This window comes from Moraxella sp. E33BD (assembly GCF_041807865.1).
Classification (GTDB): Bacteria; Pseudomonadota; Gammaproteobacteria; order Pseudomonadales; family Moraxellaceae; genus Moraxella; species Moraxella haemolytica.
This window is the reverse complement of the sequence record NZ_JBGTZD010000005.1, coordinates 109,645-132,358: the sequence shown is the minus strand read 5'-3', so window position 1 is coordinate 132,358 and position 22,714 is coordinate 109,645. Positions and strand designations below refer to the sequence as shown.

At 43.3% G+C, this 22,714-nt stretch carries 23 protein-coding genes; 10 read left to right on the top strand and 13 right to left on the bottom strand.

Annotated elements, in window-relative coordinates:
- Positions 1-94: 94 nt before the first annotated feature.
- Positions 95-1,237, bottom strand: coding sequence for a glutathionylspermidine synthase family protein (locus tag ACERC6_RS04425; protein WP_373627920.1), 1,143 nt, complete (start codon positions 1,235-1,237; stop codon positions 95-97).
- Entirely contained in the window at positions 1,234-1,872 is a 639-nt protein-coding gene (locus ACERC6_RS04420; RefSeq protein WP_373627919.1) for a hypothetical protein, read from the bottom strand. The genes ACERC6_RS04425 and ACERC6_RS04420 overlap by 4 nt, the downstream gene beginning before the upstream one ends.
- A gap of 239 nt (positions 1,873-2,111) precedes the next feature.
- Between ACERC6_RS04420 and ACERC6_RS04415 the strand changes: the two genes are divergently transcribed.
- Genes ACERC6_RS04415 through ccmE form a run of 3 tightly spaced genes read left to right on the top strand, consistent with a single transcriptional unit; the run spans position 2,112 to position 3,724 of the window.
- Positions 2,112-2,915 carry a heme ABC transporter permease gene (locus ACERC6_RS04415; protein ID WP_373627918.1) on the top strand — a complete coding sequence of 268 codons (804 nt, stop codon included), beginning with the start codon at positions 2,112-2,114 and terminating at the stop codon, positions 2,913-2,915.
- An 11-nt stretch (positions 2,916-2,926) separates the two neighbouring features.
- Complete coding sequence (ccmD, locus tag ACERC6_RS04410) at positions 2,927-3,166, top strand: heme exporter protein CcmD (protein ID WP_284673915.1); 240 nt, start codon at positions 2,927-2,929, stop codon at positions 3,164-3,166.
- Positions 3,167-3,217: 51 nt separating this feature from the next.
- Positions 3,218-3,724, top strand: a complete 507-nt coding sequence (ccmE, locus tag ACERC6_RS04405) for a cytochrome c maturation protein CcmE (RefSeq protein ID WP_373627917.1) — start codon at positions 3,218-3,220, stop codon at positions 3,722-3,724.
- Between the two features lie 130 nt (positions 3,725-3,854).
- Here ccmE and ACERC6_RS04400 read toward each other — a convergent pair whose 3' ends face one another.
- The 4 genes from ACERC6_RS04400 to ACERC6_RS04385 all read right to left on the bottom strand — a co-directional run bounded on the left by ACERC6_RS04400 (position 3,855) and on the right by ACERC6_RS04385 (position 7,647).
- Positions 3,855-4,679 (bottom strand): MetQ/NlpA family lipoprotein, encoded by an 825-nt coding sequence (locus tag ACERC6_RS04400; RefSeq protein ID WP_373627916.1) that lies wholly within the window; start codon positions 4,677-4,679, stop codon positions 3,855-3,857.
- Positions 4,680-4,847: 168 nt separating this feature from the next.
- Positions 4,848-5,537 (bottom strand): methionine ABC transporter permease, encoded by a 690-nt coding sequence (locus ACERC6_RS04395; RefSeq protein WP_284673918.1) that lies wholly within the window; start codon positions 5,535-5,537, stop codon positions 4,848-4,850.
- Entirely contained in the window at positions 5,527-6,576 is a 1,050-nt protein-coding gene (gene metN, locus ACERC6_RS04390) for a methionine ABC transporter ATP-binding protein MetN (RefSeq protein ID WP_284673919.1), read from the bottom strand. The genes ACERC6_RS04395 and metN overlap by 11 nt, the downstream gene beginning before the upstream one ends.
- A gap of 123 nt (positions 6,577-6,699) precedes the next feature.
- The gene (locus ACERC6_RS04385; RefSeq protein ID WP_373627914.1) at positions 6,700-7,647 is read right to left on the bottom strand and encodes an NAD(P)-dependent oxidoreductase; all 948 of its coding nucleotides are present in this window, start codon (positions 7,645-7,647) and stop codon (positions 6,700-6,702) included.
- Between the two features lie 253 nt (positions 7,648-7,900).
- On the opposite strand from ACERC6_RS04385, the gene rapA reads away from it, so the two are divergent.
- The 3 genes from rapA to ACERC6_RS04370 all read left to right on the top strand — a co-directional run bounded on the left by rapA (position 7,901) and on the right by ACERC6_RS04370 (position 12,789).
- The gene (rapA, locus tag ACERC6_RS04380) at positions 7,901-10,762 is read left to right on the top strand and encodes an RNA polymerase-associated protein RapA (protein WP_373630506.1); all 2,862 of its coding nucleotides are present in this window, start codon (positions 7,901-7,903) and stop codon (positions 10,760-10,762) included.
- A gap of 41 nt (positions 10,763-10,803) precedes the next feature.
- On the top strand, positions 10,804-11,154 hold the full coding sequence (locus ACERC6_RS04375) for a 5-carboxymethyl-2-hydroxymuconate Delta-isomerase (RefSeq protein WP_284673922.1): 351 nt from the start codon (positions 10,804-10,806) through the stop codon (positions 11,152-11,154).
- Between the two features lie 126 nt (positions 11,155-11,280).
- Positions 11,281-12,789 (top strand): YifB family Mg chelatase-like AAA ATPase, encoded by a 1,509-nt coding sequence (locus ACERC6_RS04370; RefSeq protein WP_373627911.1) that lies wholly within the window; start codon positions 11,281-11,283, stop codon positions 12,787-12,789.
- Between the two features lie 133 nt (positions 12,790-12,922).
- On the opposite strand, the gene ACERC6_RS04365 is transcribed toward ACERC6_RS04370, so the two are convergent.
- Positions 12,923-13,600 carry a phosphoglycolate phosphatase gene (locus ACERC6_RS04365; RefSeq protein WP_373627910.1) on the bottom strand — a complete coding sequence of 226 codons (678 nt, stop codon included), beginning with the start codon at positions 13,598-13,600 and terminating at the stop codon, positions 12,923-12,925.
- Positions 13,601-14,093: 493 nt separating this feature from the next.
- Here ACERC6_RS04365 and ACERC6_RS04360 point away from each other — a divergent pair, with 493 nt between their 5' ends.
- Positions 14,094-14,636, top strand: coding sequence for a porin family protein (locus ACERC6_RS04360; RefSeq protein ID WP_373627909.1), 543 nt, complete (start codon positions 14,094-14,096; stop codon positions 14,634-14,636).
- A gap of 143 nt (positions 14,637-14,779) precedes the next feature.
- Here ACERC6_RS04360 and minE read toward each other — a convergent pair whose 3' ends face one another.
- From minE to ACERC6_RS04335, 5 genes are all read right to left on the bottom strand, one after another.
- The gene (gene minE / locus ACERC6_RS04355) at positions 14,780-15,055 is read right to left on the bottom strand and encodes a cell division topological specificity factor MinE (protein WP_284673926.1); all 276 of its coding nucleotides are present in this window, start codon (positions 15,053-15,055) and stop codon (positions 14,780-14,782) included.
- A 3-nt stretch (positions 15,056-15,058) separates the two neighbouring features.
- A complete protein-coding gene (gene minD / locus ACERC6_RS04350; protein WP_284673927.1) occupies positions 15,059-15,874 on the bottom strand; it encodes a septum site-determining protein MinD in 816 nt (271 codons plus the stop codon).
- A gap of 250 nt (positions 15,875-16,124) precedes the next feature.
- A complete protein-coding gene (gene minC / locus ACERC6_RS04345) occupies positions 16,125-16,841 on the bottom strand; it encodes a septum site-determining protein MinC (RefSeq protein WP_373627907.1) in 717 nt (238 codons plus the stop codon).
- 143 nt (positions 16,842-16,984) lie between these two features.
- Positions 16,985-18,085 (bottom strand): hypothetical protein, encoded by a 1,101-nt coding sequence (locus ACERC6_RS04340; protein WP_373627906.1) that lies wholly within the window; start codon positions 18,083-18,085, stop codon positions 16,985-16,987.
- 83 nt (positions 18,086-18,168) lie between these two features.
- Positions 18,169-19,134 carry an acyltransferase gene (locus tag ACERC6_RS04335; protein WP_284673930.1) on the bottom strand — a complete coding sequence of 322 codons (966 nt, stop codon included), beginning with the start codon at positions 19,132-19,134 and terminating at the stop codon, positions 18,169-18,171.
- Between the two features lie 480 nt (positions 19,135-19,614).
- Between ACERC6_RS04335 and ACERC6_RS04330 the strand changes: the two genes are divergently transcribed.
- Both ACERC6_RS04330 and ACERC6_RS04325 read left to right on the top strand, forming a co-directional pair.
- Positions 19,615-20,262, top strand: coding sequence for an OmpA family protein (locus ACERC6_RS04330; protein WP_373627905.1), 648 nt, complete (start codon positions 19,615-19,617; stop codon positions 20,260-20,262).
- 166 nt (positions 20,263-20,428) lie between these two features.
- Positions 20,429-21,037, top strand: a complete 609-nt coding sequence (locus ACERC6_RS04325; RefSeq protein ID WP_373627904.1) for a M48 family metallopeptidase — start codon at positions 20,429-20,431, stop codon at positions 21,035-21,037.
- A 9-nt stretch (positions 21,038-21,046) separates the two neighbouring features.
- Here ACERC6_RS04325 and ACERC6_RS04320 read toward each other — a convergent pair whose 3' ends face one another.
- Positions 21,047-21,961 (bottom strand): hydrogen peroxide-inducible genes activator, encoded by a 915-nt coding sequence (locus ACERC6_RS04320; protein ID WP_284673933.1) that lies wholly within the window; start codon positions 21,959-21,961, stop codon positions 21,047-21,049.
- A 175-nt stretch (positions 21,962-22,136) separates the two neighbouring features.
- Between ACERC6_RS04320 and ahpC the strand changes: the two genes are divergently transcribed.
- The gene (gene ahpC / locus ACERC6_RS04315) at positions 22,137-22,703 is read left to right on the top strand and encodes an alkyl hydroperoxide reductase subunit C (RefSeq protein ID WP_284673934.1); all 567 of its coding nucleotides are present in this window, start codon (positions 22,137-22,139) and stop codon (positions 22,701-22,703) included.
- Positions 22,704-22,714 lie beyond the last annotated feature (11 nt).

Sequence of the window (22,714 nt, the reverse complement as noted above, 5' to 3'; positions counted from 1 at the left end):
CCTTTTTGATAATATGATTGCTCTTTGTGGGTGTCACAAACCTTTGGTGGTTGAGTGCTGATTATGCGTTCGTTTAAACGCATAAATTAAGACATTAGCGGAAAATATGTGGCACAAAAAGACTGGTATCCTTGGTGATGGCAGTATAATCTTCTCTTACGCCAATGCCTGCTGCACCATGCCCAACAATCCAGCTGCCAACTAAAGTATGCATGGTTTGACCTTGATTGTTGGTAAAGGTGGGTAGGGCGTGTGCTTGCTGATAGACATGACCTTCTTTGCCATAAATACCCTCAGTTTGCTCGGTTTTATTATCATGATACAGTGTGATATTTGCCCCTTCACGAGAAAAAAAGGGTTTTTTGACATAATTGCCACCAAGCATTTTTTCATCAAGATAAGCAGGCAGTAGATTTGGGTGATTGGGGAATAGCTCCCATAGTACAGCAAGCAGAGCTTTGTTGCTAAACAGTAGTTTATAAGCAGGTTCGATAAATTGGGTGCTACTGTTTGCAATGTATTGTCCAAACTCTTCTTCAACAAGCCACTCCCAAGGGTATAATTTGAACAGCTGATGAATGGAGTTTTCTTGTAGATCTACGAATGCTTTATCATGATGGCGATAACCAATGTCGTGAATATCAATAAACTGTGTATCAAGACCTGCCTGTATCGCCACATCTTGTAGGTAGCGAGTGGTAATGTAGTCTTCTTGATTACCGGCAACAGCAGTAAAGTATAATGGATGCTCACTTTTTAGGGCTTGAAATTCCAACAAAAGACGCTCGTGAATGCTGTTGAATTGGTCAGCGTCAGACAGCTCGCTACCTCGTGCTTGTAGCCAATACCACTGTGCCACGCTACCTTCAAAAAGTGATGTGGGTGTGTCGGCATTGTACTCATACATTTTGGGTGGATTGGTGCCATCATAGCATAAATCAAAGCGACCATAGAGAGTTGGCAGGCGTGCCTTAAAACTCTGTTCAATTAAGGTGGCGGTGTGATCATTGATGCCCAATTTATCATAATCGCCTGTTTGTATGATGTGATTGGTGGCAGCAAAGTACATACGATGTAGGTCTTCGGTAACACGCTCAAGCTCATCAATCTGCGACTCGCTAAACACATAACACGCATCTTCTTGCCAGTAGTTGCCATCAACACTGTGGTAATCAAAGCCGATGCGATTCATCTCATCTTGCCAGTTGGGGCGTGGGGTGATACTGATGCGTTTCACGAGGTTGCCCCAACGCTTGAGCTTGAAGCACTGTTGCCAAAGCCGCCACGAGTTGTGCCATCTTGGTTCTGAGCTTGGGGACTTTGATAATTTTGTGTGCTTTGGGCGGCACTTTGGCGAGTGCCTGTGTTTTGATTGCCGATAGCATTATTGGCATTGGCGGTGTTGGTATTTGTACGATTGACTGGTTGCTGTGTGGTGGTTGGTGTCTGAGAGGCGCGAGATGCGTCCGCCACTCGGTTGTTGGCGGCTTTGGTTGCAAGGTAGCCTGCCGCTGCACCTGCCGCTGCTCCCGCCAGCAAAGCCGTACCAGCACCCATGCCATCTTGTGCTTCGCTTGTTGTAGCTTGTTCATCGACCTGCTCTTGGGGTAGTATTCCTGTTGCTTGTGCTTCTAGTTCGGCAGCAGCGGTATTCACGGCTTCTGCTTGTTGGCGTGCTTGGGCGGCAGCTAGGCGTGCTTGGGCTTCAGCAAGCTCTCGTTCAGCGTCTGCCAATAATTGCTCATTGGTTTTTGGGGTATCGTTTGGAGCTGGATAGCAGGCACTAAGCCCAATGGCACTGGCACCTAGTAGAACAAGTGAGATGTGAGAGGACTTGCGAGACTTTCTAGAAAGTGGGACGGTGTTTGACATTAACTTTTGACCTCGGTTTAATTGAATAAATGATTAAAATTGATAATATCATACGAAGAATAATATCGTATAGTTAATAATATTATGCGGATAAATGAATGATTTTACAAGAATTTTTTGCATCAAAAAAATTGCTTGTTTTTGGTAGGTATATTCCCCAATTGGTCAAGTCGTGATATAATTTAGGTGATTTATGGTCAGTATTTTGATTTCTTTATCCAATCAAGTGGTAATATCCCATGTCTGATAACACTCGCAATAGAGGTGTGCAAATAGGTTTTTTTGGTCGTCTGTGGCAAGGTTTTTTGACGACAGTTGGCACAGAGCGGTTCTTTCATATTTTTTCACCATGGGTGAAATGGCTGTCTGTGATTGCAGTAGTGCTGTTGGGTGTGGGAACGGTTTGGGGTCTGGGTTTTGCACCACCTGACTATCTACAGGGCAACAGCTATCGCATCATCTTTATTCATGTGCCGGCGGCCAGTCTTGCGATGAGTATTTATTTTGCTTTGGCAGCACTTGGTGTGATTTTTTTGGTATGGAAAATCAAAACTGCCAACATTGTCGCCCAAGCCATTGCCCCTATTGGATTCATCTTTTGTGTGCTAAGTTTGCTGACTGGCTCTATCTGGGGCAAGCCCACTTGGGGTACTTATTGGGTGTGGGACGCACGCTTAACCAGTATGCTTATTTTGGCGTTTTTGTATGTGGGTGTTATGGCGTTATTCTCCGCTTTTGAACATAGCCAAAACCGTGGTAAGGCAGCAGCAATCTTATCCGTTGTGGGGGCGGTTAATTTACCCATCATCAAATATTCGGTGGAGTGGTGGAATACCTTGCATCAAGGGGCGACTTTTACCATCACCAACGCCCCAAAGATGTCGCCAAGTATGTGGGTGCCACTATTGGTGATGCTACTTGGTATGTATTTTTTGGTGGCGGCACTTGCCATCTATCGTACCAACTCTTTGATTTTATCCCGTGAATATAATAAAGCATGGGTACAAAAACTACTCAACAAGCCAGCAAACCATTCATCATAAGGTAGCAAGCGATGACACCATATTTTTCAACTTTTAGTGATTTGATTGATATGCAGGGGCATGGTGCATTTGTATGGCTGTGCTATGGCATTACTTTTTTATCGCTCGTTGCACTGATTATCTATGTCATCTCTGAACGCAAAAACACTTTAATTAGGCTAAAGCGACAATCAGGATCTCATCAAAAAAATGATCGCCTAACCAATAAACAACGAAAGGCACTGGGTAATCAGCACGCTAGCCAATCCTGATTTTTAAGTGCGATAGCAATACAAACAGACAATCCAAAAAAAGATACCGTCATGAACAATGTAAGACAAAAAAAACTGATGTGGGTGATTGCCATGCTTATTGGGACAATCATTGCAGTTGGGCTGATTTTATACGCCATTCGCCAGCAGACTGACTATTATTTTGATCCGACTGCCATCGCCACAGGGCAAGCTCCTGAAGCAAAGCGTATTCGTGCAGGTGGTATGGTGGTGGCAGGTAGTGTCAAGCGAGACCCAGTCGATCAGCTAAACATTCAGTTTCAGATCACTGACTACAAAAAAATCGTGCCTGTAACCTATCGTGGGGTTTTGCCTGATTTGTTTGCCGAAAACTCTGGTATTGTGGCAACAGGCGAGTTAAAAAATGGTGTCTTTGTGGCGTCAGAAGTGCTTGCTAAGCATGATGAAAACTATATGCCGCCAGAAGTAGCAAAATCTCTCAAGCAAGAACACGCAGCACAAGGCACGGATGTCAGCGGTGAACAGTTCACACCTGCTGTACCAATGAGTGAGATTGATGGGCGATCAAGTGATTAAACATAATGTTGGGCATTCTTTGATGATTAGATATTGGCTGCCTTCAACAATTTGATTTACCTAAATCATTTAAATAAACCCCTTTGAGCAATGAATACTCAAAGGGGTTTTGCTTGGGATAAGGCTTGAATTACCAGCCTTTAACCACGCCGTCTTTAAATTGTTTTTTCGCTTCAGCTTCCACTTCATCGGTTTGATAGGCTTTAACGAAGTTTTGTACCGCCTCTGAATCTTTATTGTCGCTACGAGCCACGATGATATTGACATACGGTGAGTCTTTAGCTTCAACAAAGATGCCGTCTTGAGCGGTTAAGCCTGCCTGACCTGCATAGTTGTTATTAACAACTGCTAGGGCGACATCATCTAGAGCACGAGCTGCCACAGAAGTATCTACTTCTTTGATGACTAAATTTTTTGGGTTTTCAATGATGTCTAGCGATGTTGAAAGTAGGTTGGTGTTGTCTTTTAGCTTGATCAGACCTTGTTTTTCAAGCAAAATTAACGCACGAGCTAGGTTTGATGGGTCGTTTGGTACAGCGATGGTTGCACCGTCTTGTAACTCATCAAGTGATTTGATTTTTTTAGAATAGCCAGCCAATGGATATACGAAAGTATTGCCCACGATTTCAAGGTTGGTCAGTCCTTTTTTCTTGCTGTCTTCGTCAAGATAAGGTTTGTGTTGCATGGCGTTGGCATCTAGATCGCCTTTGGAGACAGCTTCGTTTGGTAAGGCGTAGTCGTTGAATTCAACATATTCAACAGTCAGACCGTATTTTTCTTTGGCGACTTTAGCAGCTACTTCTGCCACAGCGTGTTCAGGACCGCTCATTACGCCTACTTTAATGGTTTGAGCGTCAGCAGGGGCGGATTGCTCAGCTTGTCTGTCGTTGCCACAACCGACCAATGCGATGCTAGAAGCTAGGACGCACAGTCCAAAAAATTTATTTAATTTCATGATGATTACCCTGTATGGTAAAATGGATGATGATAAAAATGCCTATAAAAAATAACATTTTGGCATATTAAACCACAAATCGCCAATGCAATTCAATATGCAATGAAGAAAAGTTTAATCATTTAGTTATTCTTTTTTGGAATATGTTATTTGATGGATTATTGTCAATCATCGGTGATCAACCCGTGTCGCCAAAGCATCACCTAATTTTTGGCAAATCATGACAATCGCAACAATGATGATGGTTGCAATCCATTTAACATAAACCATGCCACGATGCTCGCCGTAGCTGATGGCAAGATTACCCAGTCCACCACCACCGACCACACCTGCCATCGCTGAATAACCAATGAGTGTAACGAGTGTTAAAGTGATGGCATTGATAATCATGGGCAGGCTCTCTGGCAGATAGTATTTGCTGATAACCTGCCAATGTGTTGCCCCCATTGATTGTGCTGCTTCGGTCAGCCCTGTGGGAATTTCAGCAAGTGCGTTAGCGGTTAGGCGTGCCATAAAGGGAATGGCGGCAGCACTTAATGGGACGATGGCAGCGGTTGTGCCAAGCGTTGTTCCTACCAAAAAGCGTGTTACAGGCATCAATACAATAAGCAAGATAATAAATGGCACAGAGCGACCAATGTTGATGATGGCATCAAGCAGGCGAAACAAAGCTATGTTTTGTAGAATTCTTCCTTTGCCTGTTAAGAATGCCACAAAACCAAATGGCACACCCACCAGCACGGCGATCAAAGTTGCCACCAGACCCATATAGATGGTCTCATAGGTGGATTGAGCGACCATCTGCCACATCTTGGGGTGTAGCTCGGTCATAAAATCGGTATAAATCTTATCCCACATAACCCAAAACCTCCAAACCTACACCGTGTGCCGTCAAGTATTCATTTGCCTGCATGATGGCGGTTGAGCTACCCATTAGCTCGGCAATGGTAAAACCAAATTTCACACCACCTACATAATCCATCTGCGAAGTTAAGATGCTAAATTCTACACCAAACTGCTTACTCGCTTGCGAAAACAACGGCGAGTCCACAGAGTTGCCACTAAATTCGTATTTCACCACAGGATAAGCGGTATCATGACTGGGTTTGGTGTGTAGCTTTGCTAAGAACTCGTCGGGCAATCCTAGATGAAAGGTGGAATCAATGAATGTTTTGGCGACTTGTGTTTTTGGATTGGCAAAAATCTCGCTTACTTTGCCTTGCTCTATTAGCATGCCTTTGTCAATCACTGCCACTTTATCGCAGATGCGTTTGACCACATCCATTTCATGCGTGATGAGCAAAATGGTGATGCCAAGCGTTTTATTGATATGCTTTAATAATGCTAAGATGGTTTGTGTGGTAGCAGGGTCTAAAGCGGAAGTTGCTTCATCGCACAGCAACACTTTAGGGTCTGATGCCAAAGCTCGTGCGATGGCGACTCGCTGTTTTTGACCGCCTGATAGATTGGCAGGATAGGTGTCGTGCTTATCGTTTAATCCGACAAGTTGGGTCAGCTCGCCCACTTTTTGGCGAATCATACTTTTGGGCGTGCCTGATAGTTCAAGTGGTAGGGCAATGTTCTCAAAGACTGTGCGAGAGTGCAACAAGTTGAAATGCTGAAAAATCATGCCAATCTTTCGTCTTGCCTTGATTAGCTCAGCTTCAGATAAGTTGGTCAGCACTACGCCATCAACCGTTACTGTACCTGAGCTTGGTCGCTCTAGTAAGTTGACGCAACGGATGAGAGTGGACTTACCTGCCCCTGATGAACCGATGATGCCAAAAATCTCGCCTTGCTTAATCGTAAGATCGGTTGGCTGTACGGCGGTGAAGCTGGTGGACTGCCCGTCTTTTTGAATGTGAAATACCTTGCTGACTTGGTGCAACTGTATCATAGATGTGGTCATAAGTGATGAAATATTGTCAATAAAATCAATAAAAACTGTGCAAAACCACATAGTATAGCACAATTTTTGATTTGGTGACTGTATCTGCGTTGGGTGTTGAAAGGGTCATCATTAGACTGTATAAGTTTTGATAAACTCATCTATCTGCGTACAAAGAATCTGCCACAGCCTTGCTTGTGCATCTAGGCTACCCCATGCGTTGTGCGGTGTAAAAAAGACTCTGGGGTGGTCTTTTAGGGTGAGTAGTGGGTCATCATCAGTGAACGGTTCGGACCCAAACACATCAGCACCATAACCTAAAATCCGACCTTGTGTTAATGCCTGTGCGATGGCATGACTATCCACCACACCACCGCGTGCAACATTGATGATGGCGGGCTGTTTTTGCATTAGGGCGATGGTATCATGATTGATAAGATATGCTGTATCGTCAGTTAAGGGGCAATGCAAGCTGATTACATCGGCTGCTGCCAACACCTCTTCAAAGGTGGTGTAGTTGTCATCTCTTGGTGGTTTGCCACGGCGTTCGGCAAGTAGTACTGTCATGCCAAAAGCTTGTGCAATGCGTGCGACATTTTGACCGATATGACCACCGCCAATGATGCCTAAGGTCTTGCCCGATAAATCAAAAATTGGTTCATCAATCAAACAAAACCGCCCATCTGCCTGCCAAGTACCATCGGTTGCCTGCTTGTGATAGGTGCTGGCGGCTCGCATGACATTAAGCATGAGCATAAAGGTATGTTCTGGCACGGTTACGGTTGAATAGCCTGTAACATTTCGCCATGCCACACCTTGTTCATCACAGGTCTTAGTATCGATGTTGTTGATGCCTGTAGCGGTTATATGAATGAGCTTAAGATTGGGTAGGCTTTTGATGATGTTGGCGGTGAGATTAACTTTGTTGGTAATGATGATGTCGGCATCAGCACAGCGTTCAATGATGACTGCTTCGTCATTAGGTGTGTTGTCATAGCGGACATATTCACTGACGGATATGGGTAAGGACAAATCGGTCTTGTTTGAAAAAGTGTCGGTGTCTAAAAATACAGCTTTCATGGGTGTGCCTTAATATGAACAGATGGTGTGCTAATCATAGTGACTGATGAGATGGTTTATCATATCGTACAATCTAATAAATATCAAACGAAGTTGGTTTATCCTTTGATGAACATTTTAGCAAAATCCAACCACTTGAAATCATTGAAATCGCCATCATCAATAAACAAAGTGCTAAATGTATAAATTTTTAGTAAAATAGTTTATTTATAACGATAATTTAATTTTGCATAAACCTTAAAAAGAGTGTTGTATGAGTCAATTTGCCATCGGTCAGCGTTATCTGTCGGATTCTGAAAGTAATCTTGGGCTTGGGGTTGTCATTGATGTTAATGACCGTTGTGTATCAGTGTTATTTCCGCAGTCTGAAGAGACTCGTGTCTATGCCAAAGCATCTGCTTTACTGTCTCGTGTGGTGTTTTGTGCTGGCGATACAATCAGTGACCAAGATGGCAATCAGTATGTTGTGGCACACTGTGAAGATGTCTCTGGGGTCATGCGTTATCATCTCACTTGCGGTAAATCGCTGATGGAGACTCGTTTGGCGGCGAACATTACCCTTGCTAAGCCATTGGAGCGACTGTTGGCAGGTCGCATTGAAAATGGCGAGCGATATGACTTACGCCAAGATGCCCTAAAATTACAAGCCATGCTATCACGCCATCCCTTGCGTGGCTTAATGGGGGCTCGTGTGGACATCATTCGCCACCAGCTTTATATTGCTCATGAAGTTGGCAAACGCCTATCGCCTCGGGTGTTGTTGGCAGATGAGGTGGGTCTGGGCAAGACCATTGAAGCTGGGCTTATTATCCACCAACAAATCATCACAGGCAAGGCAGGTCGTGTGCTTATCTTGGTGCCTGACAGCTTACAATACCAATGGATGATTGAGCTAAAACGCCGATTTAATTTGAATTTCTCGATTTTTGATTTGGTGTGTACGGCATCGATTAAAGAGCATAACCCTGAACAAAATGTCTTTGCGACCGAGCAGTTCATCATTGCAGGTATTGATCTTTTATTAGACCATCATGACTTGTATGAGCAGGCATTTGCTGCAGGTTTTGATTTACTTGTGGTGGATGAGGCACACCATTTGCAATGGGGCAGTGACAACGGTGGCAATGATAAATATGAATTGGTGGCAGATTTTGCCAATCACACCGTAGGCGTGCTGTTATTAACCGCTACGCCAGAACAGCTTGGTATAGAGAGTCATTTTGCTCGCTTAAGATTGCTTGATCCGCATCGTTTTGATGATTTAGATGATTTTATTGCATCGCAAGAGGCTTTTGCTGATGTGGCGATGGTTGCTAACTTACTCATCGAGGGTCAGTCATTATCTGATAAGCAAATCAAAGCAATCGCAGGGCTACTTGGCTTTGAGGTGGCTCAGCTTGCCGATATCAATCATAACGACAAACTTCGCACGCACATCATCAACGAGCTACTGGATCGTCATGGCACAGGGCGTGTGCTGTTTCGTAATACTCGTGATAGTGTGCAAGGTTTTTATGGTCGTACCAGTATTCCGTATCCACTGCCCCTACCGACTGCTTGGCAGGGGACACATTATACGCATGGTAAATTGCGTGAGCAGCTGTGGGGCGAGGAAAACTATCCAGATGGCTCTTGGCTTGAATCTGATCCACGAGTCAGCTGGTTGATTGACTTATTAAAAGAAAAACTTCGCCACAAAAAAGTGCTACTCATCGCCAGAAGTGGAGCAACGATTGAGAGTCTTGAGGCGGTGTTGCGACTGCACGCAGGTATTCGTACGGCAATTTTTACTGAGCAGATGAGCTTGTTGGAGCGAGATCAAGCGGCGGCATATTTTGTCGATGTTGATGGTGCACAGATTCTGCTATGCTCAGAGATTGGCTTGGAGGGGCGTAATTTTCAGTTTGTTCAGGATTTGGTATTGTTTGATTTGCCCGCCAATCCCGATACGCTAGAACAGCGAATCGGTCGTCTTGATCGCATTGGGCAGATTGCCAAGATTAATCTGCATGTGCCTTTCGTTGCAGGGACTGCCCAAGAACGCTTGTATAATTGGTATGACGGGGCTTTAAATATCTTTAATCAAATCAGCCCAACCGCCCAAACTGTGCAAGAGCATTTTATTGCTGATCTAAAACCTTTGCTTGAAAGTGGCAATGACAAAGAGAGTTGCGAAGCACTTGCTCAGCTTATTGCACAAGGCTCGTTGTTGCGTGCCGAGCTAGAAGAAGAGCTACAAATGGGCAGAGACAGACTGCTTGAATACAACTCATGCCGTCCGAATGTGGCATCTCGCATTGAGCAGGCGATGGCAGAGCTTGATGAAGCGGAGCTACTACCGATGTTCCTTGACCGTTATTTTGAAGCGGTGAACATTGATTATAGCATACAGCGTGATGATTCATGGGTAGTGCATCCTATTGACAGTCAAGAAACAGACATTGAAGGTGTTGATTCTTTGCCTTTTGGCGAAGATGGCATGACTTTAACCTTTAATCGCAAGCAGGCACTTTGTCGTGAAGACATGGACTATATGACCTGTGAACATCCGCTTGTTACTGGTATTCTTGAGCTTGTTACAACAAGCACTTTTGGCAATACGCAGGTTGCTTTACTGAAATCGGCCGCTATGCCACAGGGCATGATTTTGGTGGAAAATCACTTCCGTGTGGAGGTGGTTGCACCTAAGCACCTAAACCTATCTGCCTATTTGCCGCAGCAGGTATTAAGAGTGCTTTTGACCGAGCAGGGCAATGACTTGACGACACTTGCCACGCCAGAAAAAATCATGCCACTCATTGAGCGATTGGATAAATCTCGAGCCAGACAGGTCATTAAAGCACGCACCGTTGTTATTGAAACACAAGCAAATAAGGCAAAACAAATCGCCCAAAATCAGCTTGCTACTATCGCCCAAGAGAGCATCGCAAGCTATCAAGAGTATCTAAATAAGGAAATTGGTCGCCTAAAACGACTTCAGCAGGTCAACCCCAATGTCCGAGATGATGAGATTTTGGCATTAGAGAAAATGCTTGCTCAGGGCGTAGAGGCATTAAGCAATCTTTCTTTGGTGCCTGATAGTATTCGTGTGTTGGTGTGTGTTAAGCCAAGCTAATTGTTGTATTACTAAGACATAAAAAACCTTAAGGAAAAGCCATGCCACATCTAACCATAGAGATTAGTCAAGACCTAAAGATTGACGAGGCTCAGTTACTGATGCATCTGAATCAAGCCCTATTTGCAACAGGAGAATTTAAGGCAGCTAAAGACATCAAAAGTCGAATTCATCGCACTGATGCCAGCTTGATTGGACTTGGTGATGATGGTTTGTTGTTTGTCTCAGCACGCCTTGCCATCATGGCTGGGCGTAGTGAAAATACCAAACACGAGTTGGTTGCTTTGGTATTAAAAAACCTGCAAGAAGTGGTGGGCAAATACAACACCCAAGTACAATACACAGTGGACTTACAAGAGCTGTCTTCTTATTATCAAAAAGTCATCGCCTAATAGCCATGTTGCCATTCATGGTTATCATCAATGAAATGGCTAGCGATTTAAAACATTATCTTAAGAAAAGTCATCTTAAGACAGGCTATCAACCATGGCTGATGAAAATCTATTTAAGGGAATATCATGTCGTTTGCACAAGTTTTTACTCGTTCGGTCGTTGGTTTGCACGCTTCATCGGTGATGGTGGAGGTACATCTGTCTCAGGGTATGCCTGCTTTGACGATTGTGGGTCTGGCAGAGGCGGCAGTGCGTGAGAGTAAAGATCGTGTGCGTTCAGCACTCATCAATAGTGATTTTGATTTTCCTAGTCGCCGCCTGACAATTAACCTTGCCCCTGCAGATTTGCCAAAAGATGGCTCAAGGCTTGATTTGCCGATTGCGATTGGTATTTTGGCGGCAAGCGGTCAGCTTGATGAACGGATTTTAAAGGATTTTGAATTTGTGGGCGAACTTGCCCTAAATGGAGAGCTTCGCCCCATCTCTGGAGCGTTGGCGATTGCTCTTGCCATCAAGCAGATGGACAAGCCAAAAGTGCTTATCGTCCCAAAAGATAATGCACAAGAAGCCACTAGGGTGTCTGGGGTGGTGGTGCTTGGGGCGGACAGTTTGCAGGCGGTATGTCGCCATTTAGATGTAGTGTGTGGGATAAGTCATGAGCAGAGTGATTTGATTGCACCGACTATCGTGCAGCCAACCCAAGATGAGGCGGTTTATCCGTTGGATTTGGCAGATGTCAAGGGTCAAAACCATGCACGCAGAGCACTTGAGGTGGCAGCGGCAGGTGGGCATTCATTGTTATTTAAAGGACCACCAGGTTCAGGAAAGACCTTAATGGCAAGCAGATTACCCAGTATTTTGCCACCGTTAATGGATGTGGATGCCTTGGAGGTGGCGAGCGTGTATTCGGTGGCAGGTGTGCCTTGTGATTATGGCGTGCGTCCATTTAGGCAGGTTCATCATACGGTCTCTGGTGTGGCCTTGGTTGGTGGTGGCTCACGCCCAAAACCAGGAGAGATTTCGTTGGCTCATAAAGGCGTGCTTTTTTTAGACGAATTGCCAGAATTTGATAAAAAAGTGCTAGAAGTACTAAGACAGCCCATTGAATCTAAACAAATCATCATCAGTCGTGCCAACAGTCAGGTGGCGTTCCCTGCCGATTTTCAGCTTATCGCCGCCATGAATCTTTGTCCGTGTGGTTATCATGGTGATGGAAGTAATCGTTGCCATTGCAAGAGCGATCAGGTGCGTCGCTATCAAGATAAGGTGTCAGGACCGCTACTTGATAGAGTTGACTTACATATCCATGTGCCTGCATTGCCGTTAGATGATCTGCAAAACGCTCCTGCAGGAGAGAGTTCATCAAGTGTTAGGGCTCGTGTGGTTAAGGCTCATCAAAGACAGCTAGACAGACAGGGCAAGCTAAACAGTCAGCTATCACTCAGCGAGGTGGATCGATTTATCCATCTAGGCGAGTCGCAGCAGATGCTGATTAAGACTGCCCAAGCCAGATTAAATCTATCTGCTCGTAGTTATCATCGCATCCTAAAAGTTGCCCGCACTTTGGCGGATTTGGCAGATGCTAATGAGATTGGTGTGACTCATGTGGCTGAAGCATTGAGCTATCGTGGCTAAAATGAATAATAATGAATAATTAAAGGCCTAACAAAGCGGTAAACTGGCAACTTTGTTGGCTATCCATATTACCTGTTGATGTCGTTCATGTAATTGCTATAAGCAGACGGCATCATCAATACAGTGCAGGTGGTCAGTCATCACGATGGTGGTTTAGAATAAACGCTACCAACGAACCAAAGTCATCAAAAATCGCATCAGGCTTGCTGATTGCGATTGATTCACCGTAATTATAACCATAGCTTAGGGCAAGCGTTGTCATGTTTGCACTTTTGCCTGCTAAGATGTCATTTTTTGAGTCGCCTACCATGATGGACTGACAGACATCAATACTTAGTGTTTGACAAATGTGGTATAGCGGGTCGGGATTGGGTTTTTTGGTGGATAGGGTATCACCACCAACCACGCAATCAAACATATCCAACCAGCCCATATTTGCCAAAATCTGTGGTAAAAACTGGGTGGGTTTGTTGGTGCAGATGGCGAGTTTGAATCCTTGTTGCTTTAGGCAAATCAGTCCTTCTTTGACATTGGCATAGGCGGTTGTGTTGTCATGGCAGTCGTGATAAGTTGTCAAAAATAACTCATGAGCTTCATCTAATCGCTCGAGAGTGATACCTGCCCAGTTGATGGCACGCTCAACCAGTTTTAATGAACCATTGCCCACCCAAGTCCGTACAAGCTCTTCGCCAGCAGTACAGCTACCCAAGATTAGCAAAGTCTTATCAATGGCGTCTGTCAAATCAGGCATGCTGTCAATGAGTGTGCCGTCTAGGTCAAAGATAACAAGTGATTTTGGGGTGGTATTCATTTTTCTGGTCTTTTTAATGATTTTGGTCAATGACCTTAAAACTAAAAATGACGCAACTGGCATCAAACATACCATGCTGACAGTTGGTTTATCATTTTGATGGGTTGGGCGGTTATTTAGGCATTGTAGCATAAATTATTTTTTTAAAAAACTTACCAATGGTGCAATAAATAGCCATTTGACCATCAACCATGCCGAACGAATGACTAAAAATCTGCCTATCGTTGTTTGGATTGACAATCTTATTGTTTGAATAAAATGACGGCGGGTCTAGAAATGCTAACGGAATGTTGCAAGAAATGAGAAAATGTTGTTAATATGGGAATAATGTTTGCAAAAATTTACATTTTAATCTATAAACACATACAGCTATTAAGAAATATTTTGTTACTATAGTCTCAATGTCACAGAGCGTAAGTTTTAGCTCTTGGCGTATTTTAAAAACTTTATAAACAAAAGCAAGCGGTGCTTAACCGCATTTTAGGAGAACTCAATGAAAACTCTAAATAAAGCAATCCTAGCACTAGGCATCTCATCAGTTTTGGCAGTAAGTGCAAACGCCGCCATCACTTATGGTTCATTGACATCAGGTCAGCCTTATGTTGGTTTGAAAGCTGGTCAGATTGATATCGATGGCGTTCCAGGTAAAGCGACTGCTTATGGCATTTATGGTGGCTACAACTTTGATCAAAACTTGGGTGTAGAAGTAGAATATATCGATTCTAAGAACAAAAATTATACTGTTGGTACAAGCAGCTACAAAGCTGATGCCGAAACTTATGGTATCTATGGTACTTACCGTTATAACTTCAACAATACACCAGTTTATGCAAAAGGTAAGCTAGGTCTGGCAAAAACTGATGTAGAGAAGAAACAACTTAATGGTGCTAGCACTGTTAAATCAAATACCACTGGTTTAGCAGGTGGTGTTGCAGTTGGTTTTAACGCCACACCAAATGTTAGCCTAGAAGCAGGCTTTAACTACCTAGATTCAAATGCTAACATGGGTAGTGTTGGTGCTCACCTAAAATTCTAATCTAATAAGTTTATTAGAACAGAATCAAAAACAGCCGTCATCATGATGGCTGTTTTTTTGTTTTAAGTTGTCTAAAGTACAAATACGGCTAAAATAAAGCAGTACCACAGACGGGTACTGCTGTATCAACTGGCTACAATAGATTATTTGCGGTCAGGTAAGCTGATGCTCATCTCTAGCATATCAATATCATCTTCGTAATGATGATTGATATTGACATTGTCCAACTGTACGCCATTGACATATTTATTGACCACCTCTAAAATCTCTCGTTTCATTTGTTCGATACGGTCAGAAGTTAGGCGAGTGTTTAGACGGTTGGAGCTTGCAACGATGACCTTTAAGCGGTCTTTGGCAATATCAGCACTGCTTGGTGTTTCATTACCACCAAATAATAATGCCCAAAATCCTTTTTTCATGGATTAACCCCCAAATAGCTTAGCAAAAAAACCTTTCTTTTTCACTTCTATATGACGAAGTGGACGTTCTTCACCTAAGAATCTTGCTACGATGTCATCATAGCATTGACCTGCGGCTGATTCTGGGTAGTGGATTACGGGCTGACCATGGTTTGATGCTTCTAGCACGGCATTGCTTTCAGGGATTACACCGATGAGTGGCACACGCAGAATTTCGTTGGCAATGGTGTCAAGATCCATCATCTCGCCTTGAGCGACACGCTCTGGATTGTAGCGATTGATTACGAGATGCTCACGCACTGATGAACCTTCTTCAACTTTTTTGGTACGAGATTGCAAAATACCGATGATGCGGTCAGAGTCTCGCACGCTCGATACCTCTGGATTGGTTACGATGAGTGCTTCATCGGCGTGGTACATGGCAAGCTGTGCACCACGCTCAATGCCTGCTGGACTGTCGCAGATGATATAGTCAAAACTTAGGTCTTCTGATAACTCTTTGATGACATCTGCTACGCCTTCATCGGTCAGAGCATCTTTATCACGGGTTTGTGAAGCAGGTAGGATATATAAGTTTTCTAGTTGTTTATCTCTGACTAGGGCTTGAGTTAGTTTGGTATTGCCACTGATGACATCAACAAAGTCATAAACGATACGATTCTCACAGCCCATGATCAGATCAAGATTTCGCAGACCCACATCGAAGTCGATGATGGCAGTTTTGTAACCTCGCTTCGCCAAACCTGCACCAAATGATGCACTTGTGGTGGTCTTGCCAACGCCACCTTTACCTGAAGTAACTACAATAATTTTCGCCACAGTGGCACTCCTTATTATCCAAAATAGCACATGTCAAAACCTATGGTGGATAAGCCTATGGATTTGACAAAAAAATGTTAAATTTTATTAGCTTAGCATAGCACATTTTGCTTTTTTATCATAGATTATCTGATGGCTAGATAAAAAGCACAATATAAAACCATTGGTTGCTAAGATGACCACCATTTGCAATACAACCATGGGTAAACCACCAAAAGCTCTATCCGCTTAGTAGGTGGTTTTTATTTTCTTAATCGGGTAGTCTGTTAAATACCAAGCCTATTTCTTGATCGTAGCTGACCTTGACCGCTTTGCCAATTAGCTCGCTAGGGATATCTTCAGATAAGCAGTAAGTGCCTGCGACCGCAACTAGGGTTGGGTTGAATTTTTGACAAAATATGTGTGCATCCTTGTCGCCTGTCGCACCTGCCACCAAGCGACCTAAACCATGACCGTAGATATGTAGATTGCTGTCGGTAATGGCTTCTCCACCTTGATTGACACCACCTAAGATGGTTAGGTCGCCACCGAAGTGATGGACGCTTTGTCCTGAGCGTATCAGCTGTTCATGCAGATTTTGGGTGCTGATGGTCTCATCAGGTAGGTCAGGGTGGTCAGCTTTGTTGGCTGATTGTGTATTTTGCGATTTGGGTTTTTCGGTGGTGGCTAATTGATCTAGGCGTTTACCATCAGCAGGTAAGATGGCAAGACGCAGTTTTTTTGCTTGCTTATTGAGTGCTCCATCGACCACGCCAATAGGCTGTACACCAAGTTTCCATAACAGCTCAACCAATTTATCCAAATCTAAGTCGGTATCACTGTCAATCATGACAGGAATATTCTTGGTGATTTGACTGTCTTGTAGTGTTTTGGTCAATTCTTTTTGAATATCGCCCAAGTTGTCAGTATTGATTTTGATTCGGCTAAAGGTTAGCATTTTTCCGAATAATTGAATGGCTTTACTCATGATAATCAACCGTTAATTGTTTGGTTAGAATACAACAATGCTTTTATTAAAAGTAAGATTGTAGCATTTTTTTAATGGTGAAAAAACACCGCTCAGGCATTATTTTACAGGCTGTTTGCATTGGTCATCTTTTATGAATCCCATCAATGTTCTGACACGGCTGTTTTTAGTTGCACGCTGTGTTTCCATTGCTGAATTTTAATTTGTTGCTCAAAGGCAGTGATGCTATCTTCAACAATGTTGAAAATCAGATGTTGCAAGGCGGTTCGGTCGGTGTCAATACTTGAGACGCCTTTGGCGATTTGTACCATCAGGGCATCTAGCGTCTGAGGTGAGAACAGATGAGCATTGATGGCGGTGGTAACATTTTCACCGATATGCTTGCCAATATGAGTGATTTGATTTTCAATCAGATGTCCTGCTATCGGAATGAGTTTAAGATATTTTCGGAACTCGGGTGTGTCTATAAGAGCTCGTTCAACCGCAAGTCCAATATCACTAGATAGCTGTTCGCCTGTTTGGTGCATAAATGCCTGTTGAAGTCTAGGGCTAAGCTCATCTCTTAACAGTTCAAGCAAGGCGGCCTCAAAGGTATCCCGATTTTTATTGATGGTGTCTTGAATGAGTTTGTCGTGTGTGTTTGAGTGTCGCAGTTGTTCACGGATATTATCAGTGGCGGTTAAGATGACACGGTCAGACAGCTCTTCAAGTACCACGCTATAATAAAATTTTCCCGAGTTAATCCAGCGTTTTGGAATGATTTGAATGCCAACATCATGCAGTCTTTTGATGATGACACCTGCACGCAAAAGACGCAACGCACGCAACGCAGGAAAGCAACCAAGTGTCTCGTACCAATGCACAAAAGGAAAGAAAAACCAGCGATGATAAGTATGATCGACAATCGCAAGCACCCAGCGAATAGACAGCTCAATCACCCAAAATGCAGTAAATATACCGCCGATGAGTGTCAGTTGCTCATGATGATGGTGTTGATAAGTCATCAATAATCCTTCAAGCCCTGTCCATTTGGCAATATAACCGCTCAACGCACTCATTAAAATGTTGTCGGCAAAAATCAACAACAAATCCACCACAAGCAACGCCAGCATGATGATGTCGTAGGCGATTTTTAGATGTCTGGGACGCTGTTGGTGCTCACCACCAAATAATGGTATGACATCTTGTGGAACTTCGTGTGGCTGTGGAATGCTCAACTCGTCTAGCTGGGGTGTTTGTCGCATGGTAATCTTAGTTGGTTATTGGTGAAATGAAAGTGATCTGATGTGCACAATGATGGGCTGTCAGGCCGTATCTCAAAAGACTGTTAGTCAAATTCATTGAGCATAGCATCAATACGGCGGTCTTTGGCTTGCCATATCTCATCAAGCCAAGCAAACAGATTGGCTTTGACTTCATCATTTTGGTTGTATTGTCCATCTTTTAGTGCCAAAAACAGCTCACCATCCATGTTTAGATGACGAATATCTACGCTAAGGCGAGACAGTTTTCCTTGCCATAGGTCGCTATATTGTGGTGTGCCATCTGGGTAAACTAAGGTCATATCCAAGATGCCGTCAATTTTATCACCAAGACTACTGATGGCAAGTGCCAATCCGCCTGCCTTAGGTCTTAATAAGTGTTTGTAGGGGGATTTTTGAGCGGTATGTTTGGCAGGGGTGAAGCGTGTACCCTCCAAATAGTTAAGTAGCACAAAGGGCTTATCAGCAAGCAGCTCACAGGCACGGCGAGCTTCGTTTAAGTCTCGGTTGGCAAGTTCGGGGTTTTTTTGGATTTGTTCTTTGGTGTGCCGTTTCATCATCGGAAAGTCAAGAAAATAAAAGGTCTGCCCAACGATGGGGATATAAATGAGCTCATGCTTAGCAAAAAATCTCGTGATGGGCAAGATGCCTTCACTAACATACTGAATAATACTTGTATCCACCCATGACTGATGGTTACAAATCAATAGGTATTTACCGTTTGGATTTAGGTCGTCAGGCACGCTAATACGCCAGTCTTTGGCGGGCAAAACTTTATCAATGATTAGGTTGTTTGAATGAATCCAATAATTTGCCATGCCGATGACGGCTTTATCAGCGATTTTGGATTTTTTGAGCATTTTAGCTAAACCTGCAGTATATAAAGGGATGGATAATCCAACACTGTTAGCGACAATACTGCCTGCACCGATGGCAAATGAGAGTTTTTGGGCAAGTTTTGGGGATGTGTCATATAGTTTTTGAAAAAAGGGCAAAGTACTGCGTTGTTTTTTTTGGGTGGCTGTATTCATAAGATTATCCGAGTTGGTATTTTGATGGCTTATCTAGAGCTTGTTTTTGAGTGTTTTTGCATTTATTATTACCGATGATGCAATAAAATATTCAAAATATGCCACCGCAAGAAAATTACATTTATTTTACCAAATTTTTATTAAAAAGATGAATAAATGTTTCTTAAATGATGCAGAAAACCGCTGTTGAAACTTTTTGATACAATATTGATGATAATTTATCGTCATTTAATTAACAGATGATTGGTGTAGTATGGCAGGTGTTGTGAAATTTGGGTGTGATTTTATAAAATGATGAACAATGAGAGAAGGTTATGCGTAGGAAGTAGATGGCTTCATAAAAACTACACCAATAAGATACAGACTTATAACAGATAAGTAGGTTTTTTCATTCATAATACATTACAATAAGCGTCCCAATGTACATTTGGGTTCATGTGGATTGCTTTGAATTGATTTTAAGACCTTAAGGAGTCTATCATGAACATCAAAATGAAACTATTGGCAGTATCTGTAGCATCTAGCGTAGTCATTGCAGGTTGTGCCAGTACAGGTGTCCAAGTTAATGACAATGCCAAAAAAGCTGGTATTGGTGCATTGGCAGGTGCTTTAGGTGGCTTGGTTATCTCTAAGGCTACAGGTGGCGAAAAGACAAGTCGTGATGCTGCCATTGGTGCGGTGGTTGGTGCAGGCGTTGGTGCATATATGAGCAAGCAAGAAGTTCGCCTAAAACAGCAGACCGCAGGCACGGGCATTGGAGTTACTCGTGACCCCATGACCAATAATATTCATCTATCAATCCCAGAGGCGATTACTTTTAATGTGGGTCGCTATGACATCAAGCCAGGATCATACAGTACTCTAAACCAAGTGGCGGCCACCCTAAATCAGTATCATCAGACCAATGTGGTTGTGAATGGTTATGCGTCTATTGAGGGTAGTCGGAGTGCCAACCAAATTTTATCACAAAACCGAGCCAATGCCGTTGCGAACTATCTGACCAATCGTGGCGTAAGTGCCAGCCGCATCACTGCCATCGGTCGTGGCGTAACCACCCAGTTTGGCAATGGTTATGAGCCAAACCGCCGTGTTGAATTAACCATTATCGCCCCAAAAAGTCTCAATTAATCAGTTTAGAGACTTTGTAATTATCATAGAATAATAAAAAACAGGTTGGGCAATACCAATCTGTTTTTATTTTATGTGGATTGTTTATTGTGTCTGGTATAATTGTAACTAGACTTTACCTTAAACCGACCTTTGTGGCATCCTTTTTTAATTAAGCAAAACGCACATGGATATAACCAATCTAACACTGCTGTATGCTGAGCATGGCATTCGCCTTGTCATCACCAAAAAATCGGTGAAGAACATCAATTTTCGTATTAAAGCAGGCGAGTGCTTGGTAAGCGTACCATATTTGGCAGATGAGATGGTGGTGATTAAGGCGGTGCAAGGCCGTCTAACTTGGGCATATCATGCCAGTAATAAATTAAAGCAAAGACAGGAATCCTTGCAGTCTGGTTTGATGACGCTGTGGGGTGAGACGGTTGATTGGTCTTTAGATCAAGAAGTGGTGCTGGTGTTGTATCGTCAGGCATTGACCGAAAAAATCCCCACCTTGATGCAAAAATGGCAACCCATCGTTGGCAAAAGTGCCAAAGAGGTGCGTATCAAAACCATGACAACCCGATGGGGAAGCTGTAATACTCGTGATGCTAGAATTTGGCTTTCTACTTATCTGCCGGCCTATCCTTATGAATGCACTGAATATGTCTTTGTGCATGAACTATGCCATCTGATTCATGTCAATCATGGGCAATACTTTTGGCAAGAAGTAAAAAAAGCCATGCCAGATTATGAGCGTTGGCATGGTCTTTTAAGGGGTCGTATTGATGGTTAAATATTGCTCTTACGCTTGTTGTGAGTCGCTGGCATCAGCAGACAAGGTTTTACTAAATATCTCGCTAAGCAGACGCACATCATCAACTCTGGCGTAATTGAGACGAGTAATGAATGCCAATCGGCGATGTGGACCTTTCTCGGCTAAGGGCATGCTATTAATATCATGCGTGTTAGACAGTTGGTCAAGTGCCATTTTTGGTATGAGTGTCGTACCCATGCCTGATAATGCCATCTGTATGATTGTGTTTAGGCTAGCATCAGAAAAACCTGTTCTTATCTCTGCTTTATTCATCTGACACACCGACAGCACCTGATCGGTTAGGCAATGCCCTTCGCCCAGCAATAATAGATTGGTCTTGGATAGCTCATCGCTTGTGATGTGTTTGGCATCGATATGTTTTTTGCCTTTTGGGAAAATTGCAAAAAAGTCCTCCGCCCAAAACTCAAATACATGCAATCCTTCTATGGGATAAGGTAGGGCGATGATGGCGGTATCAATATGTCCATAGCGTACCTGCTCGATGAGTCGTTCGGTTTGTTTTTCGGTGATGGACAGTTCAAAATCTTGATACTGTTCTTTTAAGGTGGGTAGTACTTTTGGCAGTAGGTAGGGGGCGACAGTTGGGATAATGCCGATGGACATGGGGTAGGCGAGTGGCGATTGATGGCTATGAGCACGAGTTATCAAATCGTTAATCTCGCTAAAGATACGCTGTGCTCTGTCCAAAATCTCTTCGCCAATGGGTGTGATGAGTACCTGCTTGTTATTACGCTCAAAAATCTGTGTATCCAACTGTTTTTCAAGTTCGGCAATCCCTAGACTCAAGGCGGATTGAGAAATATTGCATTCTTCGGCGGCACGCTTAAAGTGTTTGTATTTGGCAACTGAAAGTGCAAATTCTAACTGGCGTAGGGTAATCATAAAATACCTTTTTTAAATGTTAAAATGCAAAGTCTGTGCACCTAGATCATATTAAAGCAAAATAAAACCGTTGGCAGTTTTAACGGTGGAAACGCTCGGCTTTTTTCGTTATAATAACAAAGTAGGCAGTAAATTGCTACTGCATAATTCAACCCACAATAAAAAAGGTGAAGTTATGACCGCAATCATCAATCAACATATCCCAGAATTTACTACCGAAGCATTCGTTAATGGAGAGTTCAAAACCATCTCTACTGCCGATGTTAAAGGCAAGTGGGCAATCTTCATGTTCTACCCACACGACTTTACTTTCGTATGCCCAACAGAACTAGAAGATATGGCTGATCATTATGAAGAGCTAAAAGCTCTTGGTGTGGAAGTATATGCTGTATCTACCGACACACATTTTGTTCATAAAGCATGGCACGACGCTTCGCCTGCGATTGGTAAAGTAAAATACCCGATGCTAGGTGATGGCACTGGTGCGATTACTCGTGGCTTTAATGTCATGATTGAAGGTCAGCACGCTGCACTTCGTGGCACTTTCTTGGTTGACCCAGAAGGATTGATTAAGGTTGCTGAGATTCATGATTTAGGTATCGGTCGTTCTGCTAAAGACATGATTCGTAAAGTAAAAGCTGCTCAGTATGTGCGTGATAATGATGGTGATGTTTGTCCAGCGGCTTGGGAAGCAGGTCAAGAGACCTTGAAGCCTAGCCTAGACTTGGTTGGTAAAATCTAATCTTGGGATTT